Origin of the sequence: Microcoleus sp. FACHB-68 (assembly GCF_014695715.1) — a bacterium.
Lineage (GTDB): Bacteria > Cyanobacteriota > Cyanobacteriia > Cyanobacteriales > Oscillatoriaceae > FACHB-68.
The window spans coordinates 568787-592165 of record NZ_JACJOT010000013.1 but is presented as its reverse complement, the minus strand read 5'-3'; the positions used below and the strand labels follow the sequence as shown (position 1 = coordinate 592165).

Below are 23379 nucleotides of genomic sequence, written 5' to 3'. Positions count from 1 at the left end.
GAACTCACCCCAATAAAGTTTTAATAAGCCGGTTAACCGGATGGAAATTGCTCAATGTGGGCGGCAGCTTGCCAAGTTAACTTGCCGGCTACCAGATCGAGTTCCTGAAATTGCAGAGACATTCCTTTTTCCTCAAACTCAGGCAAACTTAAAATTTCGCTTGCCTGCGCCACTAAAGCTGCTGCTAATCCGCTTGGGGGTTCCTTGCCTTCCACATCCCGCACATCTTGGAACACAATTTTTCGCCCATCCATCCCAATGCTGGGTGTGGCTGTGAAGGCAACGGATTGAGCTTCATTTGTTTTTTCCAAAATCGCTTCGCAGTTAAAAACAATATGACCATTTGCTAGGAAAAAACACCGCAGTTTCTGAATGTGAATTCCGCTAATTTTCCTCTCATCAAAACGTTGATTTTGTCGAGAATTTTTGGAGGAAGATGGGTTGTTAAGGGCATGGCTGAGACTATCCTCGTTGATCACAGCACGAACATTACCCTCACAAGGATGCGTCAGTTCGATTTTGCCGAACAGGGCGCTAAAAGGCTTAACTGTAACGCGATTAATTTGTAGCTGCAATTCTTCTAGGCGCAAATTTGCTTGCATTAATAAGCCAGCGATCTTGATCGCAATCGACTCAACTTCTCCACGCGCGAGTTTGTTAAAATCGATCTTAATCCGAACTTCTAATTCTCCCGCATCGTGTAGTTGACTTGCCAGCGCCATCTCAGCAATTTTATTAATCGCTTGTTCTCCCAGTCCCGCTGTTTCTCGCATTTTGCTACTTCTGCTTCGCTATTACTACTGAATCTGCGCTATTAGTTATCGCTTAAATTAGTAATTGTGTCAGACTTGATTTTTTCCAATCTGCTAGAATTCCAATTAAACTTTCAAACCCACATCTGTTTGCGCCAACAAAGAATAAAATCTTGTCAGCACATAAATTTACACTTTCCTCCCTCACCAAAGATTGAGGAATGTTGGGTGTTTATATAAAATCAAAGCAATGCTATTTGTAAGCCTGGAGTTATTTTATGAAGCTGGAGGTGCATATTCCTCTCTCTCAGGCGTAATCTGGGTTTTTCGCGTTCTCTGCCACAAGCATTATCTAGTATTACTGGTTTGTGTAAGCGATAATACAAAAAGAATCGAACTGAGCAAGCAAGTTGACAGAAAAAAGGGCTGTTAAACTCGCTGCCGGCGTTGCGACTGCTGCGACGATGTCAGCAAAACTGATACCAGATTAGGATGTAAAGAAAGCTTCTGTAGAAAATTGACAACTCATGAGCCAAACCGAGCAAATTCTATCTCAGCTACCTGGTGACGCATTGGGGACACTGCGTCGTGCCGATAGCCTCTGGCAAGCCATTAAAGAGGGAAGCGCCCCTGTGCCGGCTGTGGTGAAGCAAAACGAGCAGCCTTTGGAAACTGTAGAGTGGGATATTGTGATCGCCGGCGGCACTTTGGGAATTTTCATCGGTGCGGCTTTAGCGCAGCGAGGATGGCGGGTGGCGCTAATTGAGCGGGGGATTTTGCGCGGCAGAGATCAAGAATGGAACATCTCTCGCAAAGAATTAGATGTGTTTGTGGAATTAAATTTACTTTCGGAAGCAGAATTAGGGCAAGCGATCGCAACAGAATATAATCCAGCCCGTGTAAGTTTTTTAAATGGCGCTGAAGTTTGGGTGCGTGATGTTCTTAATATTGGGGTTGATCCAGTTTCTTTACTCGACACGCTTAAGTTACGATTTTTAGAAGCCGGCGGACAGTTATTTGAAAATACGGCTTTTGAGGCAGCCATTGTTCATCCAGATGGAATAACGATAGAAGTCAAAAGTCAAGCGGAAAATTCCGCAATCAGCACTTTAAGAACTCGATTATTCATCGATGCAATGGGGCATTTTTCCCCAGTGATTCGGCAGGCGCGGCAAGGACAAAAACCCGATAGCATTTGTTTAGTTGTGGGAAGTTGTGCGCGGGGATTTCCTCAAAATGAAACAGGTGATTTGTTTGTGTCTTTTACGCCAATACAACATCAATGCCAGTATTTTTGGGAAGCGTTTCCCGCTAGAGATGGGCGCACGACTTATTTATTTACTTATTTAGACGCTGATCCGCAACGGTTTAGTTTAGAGTTTCTATTTGAGGAATATCTGCGCTTGCTGCCGGCATACCAAGGCGTTGAAGTCGATCAATTGCAATTTCAACGAGCATTGTTTGGCTTCTTTCCTTCTTACCGGCAAAGTCCCTTACAAATGCCTTGGAGTCGCATTCTGCCGGTGGGAGATAGTAGCGGCAGTCAATCTCCTTTGAGTTTTGGCGGGTTTGGGGCAATGGTGCGCCATCTCAAGCGTTTAACCACCGGCATTGAGGAAGCGCTGCAAGCAGACACACTTTCTGCGCCGGCTTTGGCTTTATTGCAACCTTATCAACCGAGTTTATCAGTAACGTGGCTGTTTCAACGGGCGATGACTGTTGGGATTGAGCGTAAAATTGAACCGGAACAAATTAATCAGTTACTCTCTGGAGTGTTTGCCGGCATGGAGCAATTGGGAGAGCCGGTTTTAAAGCCTTTTCTACAAGATGTGGTGCAGTTTTCTGCTTTATCTCAAACCCTCCTGAAAACAGCTATAAATAATCCGGCATTAATTATCAAACTCACCCCACAGCTTGGACTGATTCCGCTCTTAGATTGGATGCGTCATTACATTAATTTGGGTGTTTACAGTGCGCTATTTCCCCTCGGACAAGCTATGGAACCGTTTGTTAAAACTTTATCGCCGGCACAACAATATTATTATCATCGTTGGCTTGATGCGTGGATCTATGGTTCTGCCGGTGATTACTAAAGAAATCTTGGTAGACGCAGGGCGAATTATGTTTAAATTCTGAATATTTTGCTAATTTTTGAAAAAAATTATATTTTTCTAATAACAATTACTCAAAAAATTTTTGAATTTAATAACGATATCTGTTTATCCGATTATTCAATTAAAGTGATTGGGCGCAGCAACCCAATTTTTTTTAAGAAACTGGGTTGCTTTTCCGATTAAGTTAATGACTCCAAGTATCGCGCCACTTGACAATACCTTCGTCTGCTAGAAGCCACCGCCGGCACACTAAATTTTCCCGGACTGGAGCTTGACCTTCGCGCCACATCGCATATTTATATGAAATTGCCTTGCCGGCACTTTCATTAAATGGAATTTCGGTAAACCAAGTATTTGCATTGATATATTCCAGCGGGTAAGCTTTGGCAATATCCCAATTTCCTAATTCCGGACAATCGCCGATAATTACCACAATTTCACCCGGATTCGTTGCGATGCCATTGACTTGCACCCGCACCACAGTTTGTCCTTTAACTCGCTCCCCAACATGACTGATGACAATGGCTTCTTTCGCTCCCAATTCTAAATTATAGAGAAAGCCATCTTTGACTTCTAATTTACGCCCCGTTAAAACACAAGTATGCTCTTTATCGGGTAAATCAGTATCCACCTTCTCAAGCGTCACCGGCTCACCTTTATTCATCGCCACAAAACAGCGGGAATCCCGATAACGTCGCAGGTAACAATAAACATCAGCAGTGATATATTTTAACCACTGACTTCCTAAACAAATCGCCGGGTTGAGCCGGCGCAATCCTGACAGCAACCGAATATCCCGATAAATGGCTGTATCGGTATCCCAGTTTTCCATCATCGGGCGGTTATACGGATCATTATTTCCGTATGGATTGCCATCAGCATTCGTATCATTGTGAAGAAACTGTTCAGTCCCGTAATATATACAAGGAATCCCCCGGCAAGTCATCACCAAATTCATTGCCAAGCGCAACACATCAGGATCAGGATTAAGGCTTTGGAACCGAACCATATCATGATTGTCAATAAATGTAATCAGTTCCGTTGCACCATCATAGCGATAATCCAGATCGAAAACTTCCTGAACCATTTGAAAGCCCGGTTCAGCATTGACAGCCATAGCTTGCCGGATCGCCATGCACAACCCAAAATCTAAAAGAGTCATGCCCGATCGATTTGCAAATTCAACCGATCGCTCATCATTTGGACTATTGTAAATCCACTCTCCAAAAATAAAGACGTCAGGTTTATGGGTTTGGATCTCCCCATTAAATTCTTGCCAAAACCAAATTGGCATATGCTTTACAGTATCCACCCGCAACGCATCAACGCCCCGATCTAGCCATTGTTTAATGGCTGCTTTAATGTAATTTCGGTATTCAACGTTGTTTTCGTTGAAAGTTGCCAAACCTGAAAGTTCGCAGTTTTGCACCTGCCACTCGTCTTCCCAGTTTGTCACTTCACCATAATGGTGATACCAGTTATCTTTATCGTTATTAAAATCAGCAATTTTTACGCCATCGTCGTAAAGTTCTCCTTTTTTGCCGCTAAAATCTGGGTTACTGTGGTTACAGACAATATCCAGGATCATTTTCATATCCCGTTTGTGTAACTCAGCAATTAATCGGTCAAAAGCTGTATTTCTCGTTTCCTGGGTTTTGTTTAGAGAAGGCTCATCATCTTTGCCAATAAATCGAGGATTGAGGCGCTTAAAGTCTTTGATCCAGTAGCCGTGAATGGCTGCTTGTTCAATAAATAATGCTTCAACTTGCTCAAAAAGAGGAGTCAGCCAAAGCGCGGTTACTCCCATCCCTTTTAAGTAGTCTAATTTGTCGATAATCCCCTGTAAGTCTCCCCCCCAGTATTTGCCCCAATCTTCACCGGCAGGATCATAAAGTTCGGGGTTTGGGCCTTCGCTATTGTCTGAATCGCCATCGTGAAAGCGATCTACAACGATGAAATAAATGGTTTCTTGACGGAATTCAATCGCTCGCGTAAAAAGAAACTCATACGGGTTTTCATCTTCTCTGGCTTCAGTGATTTCAGCCGCAGTGCCGGCATCAACAACTGATTTAGAATCGGATAAAGAAAGCGTTTTAGCCTGGGATGAAGATTTGGGTTCCATAAAATCAGCTCTCTTAGCTGGGTAAAGAAGTTAGCAAGTAGGTACTTAACCGGCACTTGAATATGGCAATTGTCTCGAATTTCGAGAGATTTGTCTAGCCTTTTGTCTAAGAAGCCGGTTTAAACTTGGTTGAGCGACCGAATTGGGTTGTATTCCTACGCAAAATGCCCAAGTGAAAGTAGAGAGAGAAAGTGCTTATCCCAAAATTTTGCGATTTAGATAAGAAGCTTTCTTCTCTAACAATTAGCAACAATCAATTTAAGTTTTAAGTTCAATTTGCCAACCCGTCAAACGAGCAGCAAGACGGAGGTTTTGCTCATCTGGCCCTAATGCTAAAGGCAACTGGTCTGCCGGCAAGAAAACTTCAGCAACCAGTGTTTCTGGATCGACGAGCAGAACCTTCTCCACCTTTGCCGGACACAAAGCTCTTGCAATATAGGTTGCGGGGTCATCAGACCATCGAATAATATCAACTTTTTCGCCCCGCAATTCATGCATCACCGCTTGCAATCGCGCTCCATTTTCTCCCACACAAACGGCAACGGGGTCTAAATCTGGCTGTTGAGTATCCACCGCAATTTTACTACGAGAGACAACCAAAGGAGAAGCCGGTGTTGCATCTCTCACCACTCCAATAATTTGGATAATTTCCTGCTGAATTTCTGGGACAATGCCGGATAAAATGCCGGCAACTAAACCTGTTGTTGCTCTAGAAACGCGCAGTTGCGGCCCTTGCCGGGGAGTTTCATACACTTTTTTGAGGTAAACTTTCAGCTTGGCATCCGTTGAATAGTTGTCTTGGAGCAACTTTTCATAATTAGGCAGTTCCGCCTCTACCTCTGGCTTGCCGGCACCACTGCTGACTCCAACAATGGTGGCTTTGCGCTCAATGCGAATCACCCTTGCTTGCACAACGGTGCCTCTAAGCTCTAGAAACTGTTCTTTAATGAGCTGGCACTGCTGTTCTTGTAGTTTTTGGGTGAGCACCTGCTTGGTTTGTAGTGCGGCGAGACGCCCAAATTCCCCCTGATCGGGTGTCACGTCTACAACAACGGTGTCGCCTAAGCCGGCTGCTGCAGCCGGTTTTGTGTTGAAGGCAACCTCCTGATCTGGCTGGCTGGCTGCTTCCACAACAGTTTTGGTTGCGAGGACTCGAAAGCCTTCTGCTTCCAAATCAAGTTCAACTTTAAAGTTGTTGAAGTAGTCTTCCGGAAAGTTTGACCCTTCCAGGCTTTGCATCCGACGATAGCGCTCGTATCCTTTTAGCAGCGCTTCTGTTAGGGCGTTCTGGACGGCTTGCTTCGGCAAGTTGCGCTCTCGACTCATGACGTCGATTATTGCTTTGAGTCCGGGTAAACTGACCATTGACATGGAAATTGGAGGTTTTAGATGTGAGATGACCGATCAAAAATTAGGCGACTGGCTGTTTTTATATTGTTGACCTTAATGGTGCGTAAGCAAAGCATTTGGGCTAGGTGGGAAGTCTGCCGGTGTGGGAACCCTGGTAAGAAGCGATTTACGCTCTCAGGAAGTTCGCTTTTTCCGGTGGACAAGCGGTTATTTTACAATTAAATAGCATAAAATAGAATGGCGATATATTTCAAAAAAATTTATGCCGGTTAAAGACTTTCTCACCTCACTGCAAAGAAAGCGTCTGCAAAAAGCTATCCGGAAGAGTGATTGCCCGCGCTTGCGCGAACACGCTTTAATTTTGTTATTACAAAATGACGGTAAAACTTACGAAGAAATTGCTGATTTTATCGGGTGTTCCTACCGAACCGTTGCTTATTGGTGCGTGCATGGCGATCCGGATAATCTCGACAGCTTGAGAGATAAGCGAGAGCAAGGTAACTATCGCAAAGCGAATGAGGGCTACATTCAATCATTACTAGAATCGATCAAGAAAGACCCGAAAAAGCTGGGTTATGAGTTTGATCTGTGGACAAGTCAACGCTTAGCAACGCATCTGGCGCAGCAAACCGGCATTGAAATTAGTGCCACGCAAATTACGCGCATTTTACGCAAGCACAAGGTTCGTTTACCGATGAGTAGAATTTAAGGGGTGGCAGAAGAGAAAATGCAACTTAGCTGTATAAAAGCTGAGAGGTGAAAGGGTGCCGGTGTAGCGAGGTTAAATTTGGGATCGGGGAAAAGCCAAGGGTGTAGAGGTGCATTTACTTGGGGAATTAGAATTTTGCCGGCCTAAGTGCAGATAAAGTTGAAGTGTTCCTAAGAAAAATCAACAAAAAATTATTGAGATTCTCCTGCCAACCAAGCCCGAATTTCATTTGTCAACTTAATTAACTCAGCTTCACTCAATTCTTGACCAAATATATATTTCTCCCATTCATTTTGAGAAGGGCCGGCAGTAATGACAACGGCTGAGTGAGGCGAATTACTCTCACAATCGTTGCTCTCACCATAAGTCGCAACTGACACATCTTGAATTTCAGAGGTTACCCCAGTTTCCCGACGATAATTATAGAGCCACACCTGCTGCCATTCCATGACAAAATTATCCAATTCAAAACAAACATAAGTGCGCTCAAAATAACTTCGGGGATACACACGCCAACTCCCCAGTAAAATGAAAATAGCCAGCAACATTAAAGCCGGAATTAATAAGTTTAAAAATTGCATGGTGTAAATAATTACAGGAAACGCAAAACTGAGCAGCACTAAAGCACCGCCGACAACACCGGCACGCAATAAAATTGCTTGTTTTGGGATACTTCCGGCTGAATCCTGCAATTGGCTAAACACAGTATTTAAACTGCTTTGCACTGCTTCTAAACCCCGATTGAGAACTTTTTTAACCGGCTCAATTACTTCAACTTCCACACGCGCCGGAATTTCAATCTCTAACCGTTCCGGCGAGTGATTGACGATCGCACAAGTGTCGGCAACGGCAGGAACCTCTGCGATCGCCCAAGGAATCGTGAGCGCACCTTTCAGCGCATCCCGTGCTCGCACTGCTGAAGGAAATCTTCTTTCCACAGCCGGCTGTATCAGTTGATCAACCCACCGCACAAAATTTCCACTGACATTAGAAGTGATGCGATCGCTCCACTGAACACGCAAATCCCGTTGTGGCAATTCTGCCGGCGCTGTGCCGGTGAGCAAATGAATCAGCGTCGCACCCAAGGCATAAAGATCGGATGCCGGCACGGTTTGACCGCCATATTGTTCAAGGGGCGTATATCCGTAAGTTCCCACCACCGTAAATGTTGCGCCCGTTGCACTTGGCCGGTTTTGCACCGCCCCAAAATCCACCAAATAAACCCGATCATCCGCCCCTAAAATTAAATTACTTGGCTTAATATCGCGGTGAATCACCGGCGGCTTCAGTTCATGCAGATAAATTAAAATCTCCAGCACATCTTGCGCGATTTGGCGAACTTGCTGCTCAGAAAACTGCTGCCCCTCTTCTAGCAATTGCTTCAGCGACGAACCGGGGATATACTCTTGAACCAAGCCAAACCACAGATTAGACTCATCAACTGCAAAATAATCTCGATATTTGGGAATCTGCGGATGGTTTAGCTGTTGCAGCACCTTCGCCTCGCGTTCAAACAGTTTGAGGTCATCCCACTGCATCTGACCTCCAAAAGCCAGCAGCTTGACCACAACTTGATCTTGCGATTCTAAATCCTCTGCCAACCAAGTCTGACGCACGGGATGATCACTGAGCTGGTGTTTGAGCTGATAGCGATTCTGCAATACAGAGCATAATTTGAGCATATTGTACTCGGCGGATGCGATGCAAATAAAGCTATTACCACAATAGCTGTTACTCCCCAAAAATCAGCCAATGCGACTGGCAATTACCTATCTGCGCCAGATATCCGGGTCATTTCGCCGCCAAACATCAGGATCATTTCTATCATCCGGCAACCAAGCGTTAGGATCTCCCTCCACCTGTTCTACCCCGTTTTTGGTGAAGGAAAGTTTAACCACATTACTTCGCCCCAGATCCAGATAACCCGAATCCCACACATCCATGCTTGTGATGCCGGTGAAAACCACCCTATACGCGCCGGCACAAAGGTTTAGGGTTTTGCGCCGGTTGAAATTTTGCGGCTGAAACACTGGTTTTTCATTAATCCAGACATTTCCCCAATCATTGCCACGCGCGATTAACTCCACAACCACCCGATGTTGCCGGCAGACATTTCGATTTCGATATCGATAGTCAGCGATGATTGCCGATCCGTCTATTGTCGCCGGCAATGGGGGAATGATGGCGGGAGTGCCGGTTAATGCCAGGGACGAAAGGAACGCAAAAAACATAGGAGTTTCCTCTAGATAACGACTACTTGACGTTCCAGAATTAACACCTACTAGATCGCAGACAAATCAATTACAGTTCCCCACTTTTAGCGCCACTCATATAACTCAACAGCCAATTAGCCATCGTCGCCCGTCGAGTTTGTCTAGGGCCAAATTCACCCACTTTGTAGCCTTTAAAACCCAACTGCTCTTTCAATAGTTGCTTATTTTCCGGTGGAATCGAGCGAGTGAGTTTCACCGTAGGCGGGCGGTTTTCTATAAAATCTGGCGGTTCAGGATACTCATCTCGCCATTCATCCCCAACAGCAGAAGCATCCCACTTGCCGGCGGCTTCATCATAGCGATATCCTAAGTAATGCCAAATTAATTGGTTCACCGTCGCATCCTCAATTTCTTCATTAAGGATTGCCCAAATCGTTTCATTATTCAGTGCCGGCAGTTCAGACATAAGCAGTTATTCAAAGAGAGGGCATAGGGCATAGGGCATGGGGCATAGCAGCTTTTTTAAAACTCGCTTAGCTATAATTTTCCCTTTTGTAAAGAAGAAATTGCCCTGCGTTAAACTCAAAAAAAATTTTACCATACCCGAATTGACATCTTGCAGATAAACTCGAATCAACCATCTGTGGATATTTACCGGCAGACTGCGCTTTCATCTGTGTTTATCTGTGTGCATCTGTGGTTTCTTAAAAAATCTATTTTTGCAAAAATTAAATCTAAAAGCAATAAAATCTTTCATTTCCTCAAGCATAAAGCTTTTGATATCCACCTAACAACAGCAACCAGACTGCTACAATCACCCAGTGAATTATCACCGGCGGCCAAAGAGAACCGCTTTGCCAGTAAGAAATCGTACAAGTCACCCCTAAAAGAGCTGCCAGAAATAAAAATATTGGATTTAGAAAAGTTTCACGGGCAACTGGGAAAAAAGTCATTGCGTTCAGCGGATGGTACACAAGAAAAATCACCAAACCGCCCAAACCCCAAAACCACAGGGCTGCCGGCGAAGTATTTTCTGTTGCATGAGGCAAGAGTAAGACGCGGAAAAATAACTCTTCTGTGAGAGCCGGTCTTAACAAAGAACCCGCGATTACTCCAATAACAACCACCCACGATTTTTGAATGTCTATTTTAATAAAACCTGAGCCAAATCCTACCGGCAATGCAATCAGCGTGTAAATTCCTAACAGTGCGGCTGACCCTAGCCAAGCTTCGGCATCTGGAATGGTTGAGACAGCAGTAACTACGCGATGCCAAAGAACTTCTAACCCTAAAAAATGGATTATCATCTGTGAAACCCTATAAAAAAATTCTGTTAATGAGCGTTAATTATAATTAGTCAGATATAATTTCCACATCCCTATAATATTTAGTTTGTCAAGATTCATCTTTCTTGAAATCTAAATTAATAAAAATCAAATGCAAAACTCATCACTACCCAATTCTATCCGCGCTCATGTTATCGTTTCTGGGACAGTTCAGGGAGTCGGTTATCGCTTTTCCACACTGGATGAAGCAAAGAGCCGAGGCATCACCGGCTGGGTTCGCAACCTTCCCGATGGACGTGTGGAAGCTGTCTTTGAAGGAACTGAAGAAACCGTCAGAGAAATGATTAAGTGGTGTGATCAAGGGCCACCGGCATCTGTCGTAAAAGACGTTTTCGTAGAGTACCAAAACCCTGAAGGACTTCAACAATTTGACATTCGCCGGTAGACTTTCCGCAACCGGCAAAACCACACTTTCGGGAAAACTGCCCCTTTACCCGTTACAAGCTTAGCCGGCAAACGCCCCTATCCAAAATTGCTATGATAGAGTGTCTCACTGCTTAAAGTTTGGGTGCAACGATGCCGCCCGTCAAGTTAGCCGGCTTTTGCCACTTGCGGCGGTCGATTTTTAATGGGTAAAGCAGGTATCTTTTTCGAGGTTCAGATGAAAGTTTTACTCATTGCCTTAATTCGGGCCTATCGAACGCTCATTTCTCCTTTGTTTCCCCCAGTTTGTCGCTATCAACCGACTTGTTCTAAGTATGCAATAGAAGCGGTTGAGCGGTTTGGGGCATGGCGCGGGGGACTGATGGCGATCCGGCGAATATTGCGCTGCCATCCCTTCCATGCCGGCGGTTACGATCCAGTCCCCCCAGCAGTTCAACCGGCTGCAGACACAACTCCAGAAGACATCACAGCTTAGAAAAAGCCGGTTGCAGCGATTTTAAATATTAAATTGTGTAAAAACTGGTAAAATCCATAAGCTGTTAGGCTTTGTGCTTTTAGCAGCCGGCTTAAATAAATAAAAACAATTGGATTTAATATCATGACCTGATGAATCGATTCAGCGTCAACCAAACGCTACGTCCATTCACTTTTTTTTTGCAATTCATATTGTATAGTGGTCTTGGAGTAGAAAATTTTCTCATGGCAGGGGTTCTCAAGCTCCATATCACCGAGACTGGTGAACAACTCAAAACGCTCCTGGCACAACAGACAACCGCAAGAGGCAAAGAAAGAATTCAAGCCTTGTATTTACTCAAAATTGGCCAGGTTCAGACCCTCAAAGAGCTATCCGTCGTCTTGGGTAGAGATACAGCAACCCTTTATCGCTGGTTTCAAAAGTACAAAACAGAGGGATTAGAAGGGCTGCTAGAACTCAAAAAAGGCCAAGGCAGAAAGCCGGCTATTCCCAAAGAAGCAATGGAACGATTGAAACAACGGCTGCAAAAGGCAGAGAAATTCAGTAACTACGGAGAGATCCGCATTTGGCTGAAAGAAGAGTGCGGTGTCGATGCATCTTACAAAGTCGTCCATGAAGCCGTTAGGTACAGACTAAAAGTGAAATTGAAAGCACCTAGAAACAAGGGCTTCAGAAAAAAGCGTCAGCAACAGGAAACCTTAACGTGAGAACTCAGCCAAACTCCAGATCAGACAACTATTACAGAAAACTCAGCTTGTATGGACTCAGCATTTTCACGGATGTGGGGTAACAAAACTGAATGCAAGATTTTTAAGCGGACAGCAGAGGATGAAAGCTGAAAACGGTTTTGAGGAGCTGGGATTGGATATAAGCAATTGGCACAGAGCAAGAAATGATTTCGTCACCCACCGGAAGCACCCTCTCGCGACTCGCCCCTGCGGTAAAAAAATGCAAATTAACTGTATGAAAGCTTATTTCAGTAGGTTGCTGTCGCCAAATCAATGTCATAAAAATGGCTTTCCCGCTGTCCGCACCGGCTTCACTGACAAAAAATTTTAATTTTCAACGCTACACTCTTGACCGAGTCATGATATTTTTCAACCCAGTCTTAAGTTGTTTAAAAGCCTCTAACCCAGAGGTCTTAGCGCAGGGAGGTGCACTGCTACATCTTAAGGATTTCCCATTCGGGAAACGCTTACAGCTCAGCAACGCGAACAAGGAGAAGCTGTTGTGAGATTCCACTGGCTACTACCCAGTTTGTTTACCATCTTTTTGCTGTCAACTCCCGCCGAAGCAGCTAAACTGCAATCTTGGCGTTTTGACGCAGCTCAGAACCGGCTATACATTAACACAGAGGGCGGCGTTCAACCGAGGGCGCAGCTGCTGGCCAATCCAACCCGGTTGGTGATTGATTTGCCCGGTACAACCGTAGGGCGTAACCCCCTGGCGCAACCAGTGGGAGGCGCAATTAAATCGGTGCGCGTGGGACAGTTTGACGGCCAGACAACTCGCCTTGTGATCGAGTTAAACCCCGGTTACACCCTAGATCCCCAAAAAGTTCTAGTCCGAGGCACAACAGCCAGCCGGTGGACAGTACAATTACCGACTCCCCAACCGATTGCTGAAGCTCCTGGAGACTCCCCCCAGGAAACGTCCCCAGGAGCAAGCTCAGACACAGCCGGCTCACCCACTGTGCTTGAGAATGTAAGGGTTACACCCGATGGATTGTTCCTTCGTACAAGCGGACGCTCTCCCCAAGTTAAAGTGCAGCGCACACGAGATCGCTCGGTTGTCAACATAGAGCTGCAAAATGCGACGGTTAAACCCGATTTACAAGGGTTTGAGCAGGCGGTAAATCGCTATGGTATCCAGCAACTGAAAGTCAGCCAAGTTAGAAATTCCGGGCCGGTGGCTCGCATTTCTTTAAAAGTCACCAACCCCAAAGACGAATGGGAGGCAACGGTCACCAACTTAGGCGGAGTGATCGTTTTACCCAAAGGAGCAAGAGTCGCTTCGGGTAGTCCAAACCAGCCCTCACCTGCGGCGAATGCCGGCGATGTAGCCACAATTGAAGCGGTTCAGTTAGCCGGCAATGGCGAACAACTGTTAATTAGAACAGATAAGCCGTTTACCTACACCAGCGACTGGGAACAGGGATCTGGAGCCTACAAGATTGTCATCTCCTCAGCGCGGGTGGGTGCCAAAGTCAGAAGCCCTATCACAAATTCAAGGACTTCTGTCTCATCTGTGCAGATCCAGCAGACAGACTCAAACACTGTAGCCATTTCAGTGCGACCGGCAGCCGGTGTGCAAATTACAGAACTCAATCAGCCCACAGCCCAACTGCTATCCTTGCAACTGCAACGCGCTGAAAGCAATAACGCGCCCCCGCCGAGAACCAATTACCCACCCTCACAAAATCCCGGCATTCGCAACGGGCGAGCTGTGGTCATTGTCGATCCCGGACATGGCGGACGCGATGTCGGTGCAGTCGGCATTGGAGCGATACGGGAGGCCGATATTGTTTTGGACATCTCGCTACAGGTGGCGCAACTGTTGGAACAACAGGGGGTACAGGCCATTTTAACCAGGTCAGATGACCGGGAAATTGACCTAGAACCTCGTGTGCAACTGGCTGAACGGGTGAATGCGACGCTGTTTGTCAGCATCCACGCTAATGCAATTGATATGAGCCGGCCTGAAGTGAATGGCATTGAAACGTATTACTACTCCAACGGTGAGCGTTTAGCTGCGACCATCCACAACAGTATGCTGCAAAGCACCGGCTCTCGCGATCGCGGGGTACGACAGGCCAGATTTTATGTCTTACGCAAAACCTCAATGCCGGCTGTTCTAGTTGAAACAGGTTTTGTTACCGGCGCAGAGGACGCACCTAAACTTGCCAACGCCGCTTACCGGCAGCGTATGGCAGAAGCCATCGCTCGCGGTATCCTGCAATACATCCAACAAAATCAATAGACCTCTCCTGATGGAGCAACCTGTGTCTTTGAACTCACAATTGAGCACTCAGAAATCAGAAGACGGAATGAATTCATCCTTCTCTCCCAGATCCTTCAATCCTTCATCCTTTACTGGAGAACCCCAGCGCGACAGAATCGGAATTTTTGACAGCGGTGTGGGTGGCCTCACTGTTTTAAGGGAACTCTACCGGCAGCTTCCCCATGAATCTATCCTGTATTTTGGGGATACGGCTCGGTTGCCCTACGGAACTCGCTCACAAGCCGAAATTTTGCAGTTCGTGCGCGAGATTCTCACCTGGATGGTGCAACAGGGCGTGAAAATGGTGATCATGGCCTGCAACACCAGTTCAGCCCTTGCCTTGGAAGCTGTGCGATCTGAATTTCCCTTGCCTATTTTAGGCGTGATTCTTCCAGGTGCTCGCGCTGCTGTTCAGCAAGGGCGGCGAATTGGGGTGATCGCCACGCCGGCAACGGCTGCTAGCAATGCCTACCGCCGCGCCATTTTAGAAATGGACGCCGAAGCTAGGGTTTGGCAAGTGGGCTGTCCGGAGTTTGTGCCCCTGATCGAGCAAGGGCGGATCGATGAACCCTACACTTACGAAGTGGCGCGGGAATACCTGGCACCGCTGATGCAGCAGCAGATTGACACCCTAATCTATGGCTGCACCCATTACCCCCATTTAGCGCCGGTGTTGCGCCAGATTTTGCCTCCCTCGGTGCAGTTGGTCGATCCGGCTGTGTGGGTGGTGACAGCAGCCGCCCAGGAATTGGAAGTGCTGGGTTTGCGAGACAACCAACCCCCCTTGCCCACCCAATTTACCGTTAGTGGGTGCCCACAACAGTTTGCCCAACTGTCTGTGCAGTGGTTGGGTTTTACACCGGCTGTTGAAAAGGTGTCTTTGCCGGCAGTTTTCGCCCAGCCTGTGCGACTAGAATCTGCTGAATAAGAACGCGTCGGGCGGTGAGTTCACCGTCCTGTGCGCGATTCCTCGTCGGCTGCTTTTACACAGTGCAAAGCGATGGCACCGCCTGTGATACGCGGCGAACCTGACCCAGTTCACAGGCACTTGCTGAATTTAAACTTTAAATCCCAGGATTTCGTTGAGCAAAACTCAACAGCACATAAATTGTTAACAAATAACCTGTTGCCAGAAAGGGAATAATCAGAGGAATCTCATGGTAAGTCATAGTACGGCCAGAATACGAGAGTTAAGTTAAATAGAAACTAAGGAGGCTTTCAGCGAACCGAATTTAATGCCGGTTTAAAAAGCTGTTTTGTGATTGAACTGTACCTGGATTACTCGCCCTAACCCTAGTTCAAAAACTTGCTGGCTATCTTGAGCTGCACTCATGTCCTAACCTTCTTTCAAGATTAGGCACTTTTCCAGCGAGTCGCGAACACAAACGACGAGTCATTGTGTCAAATGCCGCAGCTATTTTTATGTATGGAACACGATTGCGGGTGCCGGCTGCACTGACAAGCGAGTGCCCCCTTTCCTACGAACTGCAATCAATGCGATTGCACTGAGGACAGCACCTTCAACTCAAAACCCTCACTCCTAGACTTTCACCTCAGTCCTAAGCTAATTCCTACCGCAGAACGCAGTGGCTAGCCTCAAACAAGCTGCTTTCTCTAGGCTGAAGCCGTATTAAAAAAGCGAGGCGTGGTTGGCTGCTTTCCAGTGAATCAGGAAATGCCCGTTTTAAAATGTGCTTAGTCCTCCAAACGAGCCGAACCCGAAAAACCGATTACACAGCAGCAGCCCTCAACCTCCATTACCCTCAGGCTAAATAACCCTCGGTCATCAAGAGGTCAAAGAAAGTTAATCGAGCCTACTTCCAGACGTAGCGGGCTATGTCCGTTTATAAAGAGACCATCGTCCAAAGACACTGGCGTAAACCCGGTATGCCTGATCGATCTTCGGATGCTTTATTTCAGGATTGGCTCAAGTATCCTGAGAGGATACGGTTAGCCTTTGCAAACAACACAGACTCGTAAGAAGACAACGGTCAACAGTTAAAACTTAAAAATGAGAAAACCCATTTTTTACCTGATGCCTTCTTTGAGAGCCGGGTCGCTAGCTCCGGGCTGCAAGCTCCCGCAAAAAGCGAACAGCATTTTCCGGTAAATAATATACAGGTTTTTCAAGATTTCCTGTAATTTTATTGCCGGCAAAATATATGGAATTTATGAATTTCTTATTATTTAAAGTAACACAAGATGCGTGATTTTCACAGGGTGTTGGCGGGGTGCTTAATAAATCTACATAATTAAGGGCGAACCAGAGCAGTATTGTTGAGTCAAGCTGTCGCTGTGCCGATTGAAGCGGATAAAAGTGCGCGTTTGATTCAGCGAAGTGGGTAAAAGCGCTGGCAAAATAGGGGAAAGCGTTGATTTTGTAGGGTTCTTACTCCAAGAAGGGTCACCGCCAACCCACCCTTGCCGATGGATCTTCTAGCACCGGCTACTTCTTCACAATTCAATTGGCCGGTACAGATAATTCAAACAAAACTTCCCTATCTGAAAGCCTTAGCTTAGAATAAGGAGCAGATATGTAAACTTTCGTAACTAACGCCTGAGCCGGCCTATCCATGACCTCAGCCACCTCCCTATTTTCCCCCGTTGAAGCAGACCTGCGGGTGCTGACAGAGAACTTAAAACAACTCGTCAGTGCTCGTCATCCGATCCTGTTCGCTGCGGCAGAACACCTATTCGGTGCAACGGGAAAGCGAGTGAGGCCAGCAATTGTCCTCCTGATCTCGCGAGCAACAATGCAGGGGCTTGACATCACCCCCCGTCACCGCCGGCTGGCAGAAATTACGGAAATGATCCACACGGCAAGCTTGGTACACGACGATGTGGTGGACGAGTCAGAAGTCCGTCGGGGAATTCCCACCGTTCACAGCAGCTTTGGCAACCGAGTGGCTGTGCTGGCAGGCGATTTCTTATTCGCCCAGTCTTCCTGGTATTTGGCCAATTTAGATAACTTGGCGGTTGTCAAACTTCTGTCAGAAGTAATTATGGATCTGGCAGAAGGAGAAATTCAGCAAGGACTCAACCGTTTTGACACGAACTTGTCGGTAGAAGCTTACTTAGAAAAGAGCTACTACAAAACAGCTTCTCTGCTCGCCAACAGTTCTAAAGCAGCCGGTTTACTCAGTGAAGTTTCGGAAGAACTGGCAGAAGATTTGTATAGCTATGGGCGTCATATCGGTCTGGCTTTCCAGATTGTGGATGATATCTTGGACTTTACGGGTTCTACAGAAGCATTAGGCAAGCCGGCAGCGTCCGATCTAAAAAGTGGGAATCTGACAGCGCCGGTGTTATTTGCCTTGGAAGAAAAGCCTTACTTAGAAGCTCTGATCGAGCGAGAATTTTCCCAAGCAGGAGATTTAGAACAAGCCCTCACGTACATTAAAGAAAGCACCGGCATTGATCGCTCCCGCGAATTAGCTGCACATCACGCTCAGCTAGCAGTGCAGCACATAACCAAGTTACCGCCCTCAGAGCCGCGTCAAACTTTAATTAACCTAGCCGACTACGTTCTAAGCCGGCTTTATTAGGATTTTAAAGGGCAGATTTGTCACAATCTGTGCATCTAAAATCCAGGCTAAATTCCCTCAGGCAATATCTGGGGGAATCTCGTTAAAATTCGGTGCCGGTGCTGATACATATTGCTGCAACAGCGACTGAATGAGATTTTGCACATCCTCGCGTCGAACTTCAGTCGCCGAGTCTAGTGCTCCAGGCATTTCAAAAAAAACCGTACTGTCCACCGTATCGAGAGCAACCATTTGAAACAAAATGTGGGTGACAGGAACCGGCAGCGCCATCACTTGCGGATCTTGGGGAGCAAAGGCTCCAGTAGCGGCGTCTTTAAGGGTAGGGAAGGCATAGATCGCACGTTTTTCGACATTGGGTTGTGCACGATTGCTTAAAGTGGTCAAGACCCAATCATGATCAAGGGTTTGCAGGATGTAGTATTGGGAATGGCGCAGCTGGGCAGCCAGCCATTTCAGAGCCGGTGCGATCACGGCTACAATTTGGGGGGTTTTGCCATCTTGGGGGGCATTGTCCACGAGGGCTTGAATTTGTTGGTCTAAATCCATCTGAATTTTGAGGCGCTTCTATACTTTGAGTGTAACGGGACAAGCAATTATCAGCCGAGGGGCGTGGCATACTGTGCCGGTGAAAGTGGCATTTTAATTGCCGCTTTAATTAAACCCACATAAGTTTAGTTTCAACAGCTTGTGCTAGGGTTTTCGATAGCGATTAACCATTAAAGGGGAGAGCTGCCAGGGCGTGGAAGCAATATTTCAGCTGCTGTTTAGTGAACTCAAACAGTCCACTCGTGCATCTGAGCACAACTGCCGAGATGTGGCAATGCGGATCGCCGAAGAAGTCACTCGGATCTGCGACCAAAGCCAGCGCATTCAGGCATCCGGAGAGGTAGAAGTCTGGGCGACAACTTTGGCTCGGCATCGCTTACAGCAATGTCTTAACTATTACGCCTTGGGGTCGCGTCAAGGACGAGTCGAATTACACAGCACCCTCAGTGCCATTGTCTATCGTTACATTACACCTCCCCAAGCACAAGCCGGTTATCAAGCGCGGCTAACCCTGATTGAAGATTTTTTACAGGGATTTTATCTGGAAGCCTTAAATGCCTTTCGGCGGGAGGCCCAGCTAAGCGCGACTTACAGCCCCAAAACGCTGTTAGAACTCTCCGAATATATGGCCTTCGTAGAGCGCTATGGTAAGCGGCGCATTCCTTTGCGCGGGGGACGCAGCCAGCAGTTGATTATTCTACGGGCGCAAACATTTTCACAACAGCAGCCGCTAGAAACCTCTGTAGATATGGAGCAGGCAGCAGAGGGAGCCGGTGTCGAGTCTGATCAGACGTGGAACGACACCTCTGTACAGCAAGTGCGAGAGCTGATGGTTGCTAAAGAACCTGAACCGATGGTTGAGGATCTGCGCCAAGAGGTCATTAAAGAATTAATGGCCTACCTAGAAGAGAATCAGCGAAACGACTGTGCCGATTACTTTTCGCTGCGCTTGCAAGATTTAACAACCCACGAAATTGAGACTATTCTAGGGTTGACACCTAGGCAGCGGGATTATTTACAGCAGCGTTTCAAATATCACCTCATTCGGTTTGCACTTCGCCATCGCTGGGAACTCGTCCATCAGTGGTTGGAAGCAGATTTGGAGAAAAACCTAGGGCTTGTGCCACACCAGTGGCAGGAGTTGCACGAAAAAATTGGTCAAGAAAATTCTGAACTGCTACGGTTAAAACAAAAGGGAAAAGCTGATACGGAAATCGCACAAATCTTGGGTTGTACAGTTAACCAGGTGCAGAAAAGGTGGTTTAAGCTGCTGGAGCAAGCCTGGGAAATTCGCAATCGTTTAGTGTCCGGAGAGGGTACATCTACTAATGAATAGAGACTCAGAAGCGCTACAAAGTTTGTTCGCTTGGCTGTTACAGGATCCCCCCATAAATGCCTCTCCCCAGGCTGGAGACTTCTCCAGCTCAGGGACTTCTGCGGGCGATGACGGGGTAGAAGACCTGGAGTTGGCTGACATAGACCCCCTGGATTCGGAAGAGGAGAACCCCCCAATCTCTAATCACCGTGCATCGCAAGTCCTTCCCCCGGATCGAGGTGGTCAACAACTCAAACTGGGAGACATACCTGCCGTGCAAGATCGTTTTCACGCGCTGCTGAAGCGTCGAATGCAAATTGAGATCCAAGAGAAGCTGCCGCTTTTTCCTTGGGAAACTGAGGTGTCGGAATATCCTGACTGCGGATTTGAGGCGCAAGTTCCCGAACAGTCTTTATGGACTGCTCAACTACAAACGCTCAAACTGCCGGTACGGGTTCCGGAAACCGTCTTAGCCCCACTTCTGGATCGATGTCAGGAGTTGGTGCAATCTTCTCTGCGGGAAGGGGTAAAGCTGGTGCGTGCTGTGGAAGCCCTATTTCCCGATCAGTCCCAAACACTAAACAATATCGCTGGGAAAATGCTGCTGGGACCGGCTCGTGGTGGTTACGATTTTTCCTTCCCCGATACTTACGAAGCTGCAACTCAGGCTGAACAGATCTTACTGTCACTCCTGGCGGCGCGGGAGATCGTGGGCAATCTGACGCTGAAAGTCTCACCGGCTCAGCTGAGGGTGGAAAGGCAATGGCTAACTGCGGCTGGTGTACTGAGCTTGGACGGAGAATATCAACCGGAAGGTCAGTTTCCCCGTCTCCGGATTCAAAGCCAACTGCCTTGTGGTGGCAGCTTGCAGTTAAGGTGCGGCCAAGCTCTGGCAACTGCACAGCGCCCTGATGGTGGGTGCTTGAGTGTGGAAATATTCGACCCACAACCGGGCCAGACTTATTCGTTAGAAGTGCGTTTTCAAAACTTGGAAAACAAACCTCTGATGTTGGCTGTTTGCCCCACTTTATAGCAATTTTCGATTTTTGATTTTAGATTGAAAAAGCATCCAAAATCAAAAATTGACTATGTCTAACTCGTCAGGGCTTCGGCAGCTGCGAAATGCTCCGTTGTTGGGCAATCTGCGGCGGCGTCTGCAGGCGGTGCCGGCACCAGTAGCAGAGGACTCTATCTTGCTGCGGGTGTTGGTGCAAGCGCTTGTAATTGTTGGGATTGTGGCCACTGATGTTGCCGGCGAGACTCAGCTGAGTCTGTGGGCGGTGCCATTGAGCATTGCGGGTGCCACTTGGAGTTGGTATCGGCGTCGCCGGCCCAATGTGCCGATTAAATTCTTAATTGCAATCGGAATGCTCGTGGCTTTGGCGCTGTTCTTTCAGGGTCTATTTGCCTCGGCCATTAACGCAACGAATGATACGCGCTTGGTGTTGGCTCAGTTGCTCATTCAACTGCAGGTACTTCATAGCTTCGACCTGCCGCGCCGCAAGGATTTGGGCTATTCAATGGTGATTGGGCTGATTCTGTTAGGGGTTGCCGGCACCATCTCTGAAACGTTAGCGTTCGGGCCACTCTTGCTGCTTTTTTTAGCGCTAGCTCTGCCCACTTTAGTCCTCGATTACCGTTCACGGTTGGGGTTAGACCCAGGCAAAAGCAAACAGGCAACTGTCAAAAGAAAGCCAAAAGAAACTCGAAAACTTTTTACGTTTTACCTTTTACTTTTTACTTTAATTGTTGGGCTGGGTTTGGGAATTTTTGCCTTGCTGCCCCGCTTTCCCGGTTACCAGTTGCGGACATTTCCGGTGAGCGCCCCGATAAATTTTGAGGGCGAATTTGATAGCAGCCGCATTTTCAATCCGCGTTCTGCAAGAGCGGGAAATGAAGGCACTGGGCAAGGGATAGGTAGCGGGCCAGGGCAGCTTGATGAGAACTTTTACTCTGGCTTTAACACCGAGATGAACCTAAACCTGCGGGGTGAAATGAAACCGCAAGTGGTGATGCGGGTGCGCTCTCAAGCGCAGGGATTTTTGCGAGTGCTAGCGTTTGACCGATACACCGGCCAAGGTTGGCAAATCTCCCGCAACGAGACAACGCAGAAGGTGAATCGACCTTCTTGGACTTATCAATTTTTTCTGAGTATACTGCCTACGGCTAATCGCACTGAGGAGGTCATCCAGACTTATACCGTTATCTCGGATATGCCTAACCTGATTCCGGTTCTGTCCCAACCCCGGCAACTTTACTTTCCCACCCAGGAAATAGCGGTGGATACAGAAGGGGGGTTACGAGCGCCGGTTGGATTGGGCGAGGGACTTACCTACAGTGTGATTTCTCAAGTGCCCTACCGCAACCGTGCGGTGTTGAGCAAAGCAAAGCCCCTGGCTCCTAATAACCGTAACTACAAGGACATCCGAGATTATTACCTGCAAGTTCCTCCGAAAATTGCGAGTAAGGTCAGGCAACATACTGAGGAATTATTAGCACGGTCGCCCCAACCCATCACTTCTCCTTATGAAAAAGCGCTTTATCTCGCCCAAGCGGTAAAGCAGCGCTATGCAATTGAGCCAAATCTACCGTTTTTCGAGGAAGATGAAGATATGGTGGAAGCTTTCTTGTTCAAATATCAAGGAGGCTATCCCGACCACTTCTCCACAGTTCTCACGGTGATGCTGCGTTCGATCGGCATTCCGGCGCGACTGGTGGCCGGTTATGCGCCTGGAGAGTTTAATCCTTTCACCGGCTTCTATATTGTCCGCAACACAGATGCCTACGCGATGACGGAGGTGTATTTCCCCAATCACGGCTGGTTTGCTTTTGATCCCATCCCCGGTCATGAATTGATTCCGCCTTCGATTGAAGAAAACCAAACGTTTAGTGTGTTGCGTCAGTTCTGGAATTGGGTTGCCGGCTGGCTACCTTCGCCGGTGGCTGGTTTTTTAAACTCCTTATTCGGTGGATTGATCGGCTGGCTACTTGCAACAGTTGCTTGGTTGTGGGGGGTCTTTTCTCAAGGCTGGGGCGGTTTATTTATGGGCCTGCTTTTTGCGATTTGCCTGGGCTTTTTAGGCTGGTTAGGTTGGAATCAGTGGCGAGCATGGCGGTACCGGCAATGGCTTGCTAAGTTGCCTCCGATGGAACGTCTTTATCAGCAAATGCTCAGTTGGTTATCGACCCAAGGATTCCGCAAGCACCCTGCTCAAACGCCTTTAGAATATGCCCACGAGTCGCAGCAGCAGCATTCTGGCCTGTTGGCCCAAACAATTGAAGAAATTACACACGCCTATGTCAGTTGGCGTTATGGGGGTCATACTGCAAATGTCAATGACTTGCGCGAACGTTTACAAGCGTTGAAAAAGAAGTCACCCCGTAAAGGTTCTAAATCCTGAGTTGTGAATTTATGTCACTTTCAAGTTAGTGTGGATTTAGAAAAAATGTTGACTTGACTGGAATCGTAACATTGCCGAGTTTGGAAGTACCGGCAACGTTACAATTC

At 47.2% G+C, this 23379-nt stretch carries 20 protein-coding genes; 12 read left to right on the top strand and 8 right to left on the bottom strand.

The window, feature by feature from the left end:
- Positions 1-32 precede the first annotated feature (32 nt).
- Complete coding sequence (locus tag H6F73_RS20145; protein WP_190760537.1) at positions 33-773, bottom strand: DUF2993 domain-containing protein; 741 nt, start codon at positions 771-773, stop codon at positions 33-35.
- 506 nt (positions 774-1279) lie between these two features.
- On the opposite strand from H6F73_RS20145, the gene H6F73_RS20140 reads away from it, so the two are divergent.
- On the top strand, positions 1280-2845 hold the full coding sequence (locus H6F73_RS20140) for an FAD-binding oxidoreductase (protein ID WP_190760536.1): 1566 nt from the start codon (positions 1280-1282) through the stop codon (positions 2843-2845).
- A 205-nt stretch (positions 2846-3050) separates the two neighbouring features.
- Here H6F73_RS20140 and H6F73_RS20135 read toward each other — a convergent pair whose 3' ends face one another.
- Both H6F73_RS20135 and nusA read right to left on the bottom strand, forming a co-directional pair.
- Positions 3051-4988 (bottom strand): alpha-amylase family glycosyl hydrolase, encoded by a 1938-nt coding sequence (locus tag H6F73_RS20135; protein ID WP_190760535.1) that lies wholly within the window; start codon positions 4986-4988, stop codon positions 3051-3053.
- Between the two features lie 258 nt (positions 4989-5246).
- Entirely contained in the window at positions 5247-6353 is a 1107-nt protein-coding gene (gene nusA, locus H6F73_RS20130; RefSeq protein WP_190760638.1) for a transcription termination factor NusA, read from the bottom strand.
- 247 nt (positions 6354-6600) lie between these two features.
- Here nusA and H6F73_RS20125 point away from each other — a divergent pair, with 247 nt between their 5' ends.
- Positions 6601-7047 carry a helix-turn-helix domain-containing protein gene (locus H6F73_RS20125; RefSeq protein ID WP_190669965.1) on the top strand — a complete coding sequence of 149 codons (447 nt, stop codon included), beginning with the start codon at positions 6601-6603 and terminating at the stop codon, positions 7045-7047.
- Positions 7048-7238: 191 nt separating this feature from the next.
- On the opposite strand, the gene H6F73_RS20120 is transcribed toward H6F73_RS20125, so the two are convergent.
- The 4 genes from H6F73_RS20120 to H6F73_RS20105 all read right to left on the bottom strand — a co-directional run bounded on the left by H6F73_RS20120 (position 7239) and on the right by H6F73_RS20105 (position 10567).
- A complete protein-coding gene (locus H6F73_RS20120) occupies positions 7239-8729 on the bottom strand; it encodes a serine/threonine-protein kinase (protein WP_190760534.1) in 1491 nt (496 codons plus the stop codon).
- 87 nt (positions 8730-8816) lie between these two features.
- Complete coding sequence (locus H6F73_RS20115) at positions 8817-9278, bottom strand: hypothetical protein (RefSeq protein ID WP_190760533.1); 462 nt, start codon at positions 9276-9278, stop codon at positions 8817-8819.
- Positions 9279-9348: 70 nt separating this feature from the next.
- Complete coding sequence (locus tag H6F73_RS20110) at positions 9349-9726, bottom strand: DUF1823 family protein (RefSeq protein WP_190760532.1); 378 nt, start codon at positions 9724-9726, stop codon at positions 9349-9351.
- Between the two features lie 295 nt (positions 9727-10021).
- Positions 10022-10567 carry a CPBP family glutamic-type intramembrane protease gene (locus H6F73_RS20105; RefSeq protein ID WP_190760531.1) on the bottom strand — a complete coding sequence of 182 codons (546 nt, stop codon included), beginning with the start codon at positions 10565-10567 and terminating at the stop codon, positions 10022-10024.
- Positions 10568-10697: 130 nt separating this feature from the next.
- On the opposite strand from H6F73_RS20105, the gene H6F73_RS20100 reads away from it, so the two are divergent.
- From H6F73_RS20100 to sds, 7 genes are all read left to right on the top strand, one after another.
- Positions 10698-10991, top strand: a complete 294-nt coding sequence (locus H6F73_RS20100) for an acylphosphatase (protein WP_190760530.1) — start codon at positions 10698-10700, stop codon at positions 10989-10991.
- Between the two features lie 216 nt (positions 10992-11207).
- On the top strand, positions 11208-11465 hold the full coding sequence (gene yidD / locus H6F73_RS20095) for a membrane protein insertion efficiency factor YidD (protein WP_190760529.1): 258 nt from the start codon (positions 11208-11210) through the stop codon (positions 11463-11465).
- A 224-nt stretch (positions 11466-11689) separates the two neighbouring features.
- Entirely contained in the window at positions 11690-12172 is a 483-nt protein-coding gene (locus tag H6F73_RS20090; RefSeq protein ID WP_190760528.1) for a helix-turn-helix domain-containing protein, read from the top strand.
- A gap of 121 nt (positions 12173-12293) precedes the next feature.
- Positions 12294-12524: a hypothetical protein gene (locus tag H6F73_RS20085; RefSeq protein WP_190760527.1), complete on the top strand. Its 231-nt coding sequence runs from the start codon at positions 12294-12296 to the stop codon at positions 12522-12524.
- Positions 12525-12695: 171 nt separating this feature from the next.
- Positions 12696-14444 (top strand): N-acetylmuramoyl-L-alanine amidase, encoded by a 1749-nt coding sequence (locus H6F73_RS20080; RefSeq protein WP_190760526.1) that lies wholly within the window; start codon positions 12696-12698, stop codon positions 14442-14444.
- Positions 14445-14511: 67 nt separating this feature from the next.
- Positions 14512-15393, top strand: coding sequence for a glutamate racemase (gene murI / locus H6F73_RS20075; RefSeq protein ID WP_190760525.1), 882 nt, complete (start codon positions 14512-14514; stop codon positions 15391-15393).
- Between the two features lie 1645 nt (positions 15394-17038).
- Complete coding sequence (sds, locus tag H6F73_RS20070) at positions 17039-18010, top strand: solanesyl diphosphate synthase (RefSeq protein ID WP_190760524.1); 972 nt, start codon at positions 17039-17041, stop codon at positions 18008-18010.
- 57 nt (positions 18011-18067) lie between these two features.
- Here the strand turns inward: sds and H6F73_RS20065 are convergent, their stop codons facing one another.
- Positions 18068-18556 carry a hypothetical protein gene (locus tag H6F73_RS20065; RefSeq protein ID WP_190760523.1) on the bottom strand — a complete coding sequence of 163 codons (489 nt, stop codon included), beginning with the start codon at positions 18554-18556 and terminating at the stop codon, positions 18068-18070.
- A gap of 193 nt (positions 18557-18749) precedes the next feature.
- On the opposite strand from H6F73_RS20065, the gene hetZ reads away from it, so the two are divergent.
- Genes hetZ through H6F73_RS20050 form a run of 3 tightly spaced genes read left to right on the top strand, consistent with a single transcriptional unit; the run spans position 18750 to position 23272 of the window.
- Positions 18750-19892 carry a heterocyst differentiation protein HetZ gene (hetZ, locus tag H6F73_RS20060; RefSeq protein ID WP_190760522.1) on the top strand — a complete coding sequence of 381 codons (1143 nt, stop codon included), beginning with the start codon at positions 18750-18752 and terminating at the stop codon, positions 19890-19892.
- On the top strand, positions 19885-20904 hold the full coding sequence (locus H6F73_RS20055) for a hypothetical protein (protein ID WP_190760521.1): 1020 nt from the start codon (positions 19885-19887) through the stop codon (positions 20902-20904). Before hetZ ends, H6F73_RS20055 begins: the two co-directional genes overlap by 8 nt.
- A 55-nt stretch (positions 20905-20959) precedes the next feature.
- Entirely contained in the window at positions 20960-23272 is a 2313-nt protein-coding gene (locus H6F73_RS20050; RefSeq protein WP_190760520.1) for a DUF3488 and DUF4129 domain-containing transglutaminase family protein, read from the top strand.
- The last annotated feature ends 107 nt before the right edge of the window (positions 23273-23379 follow it).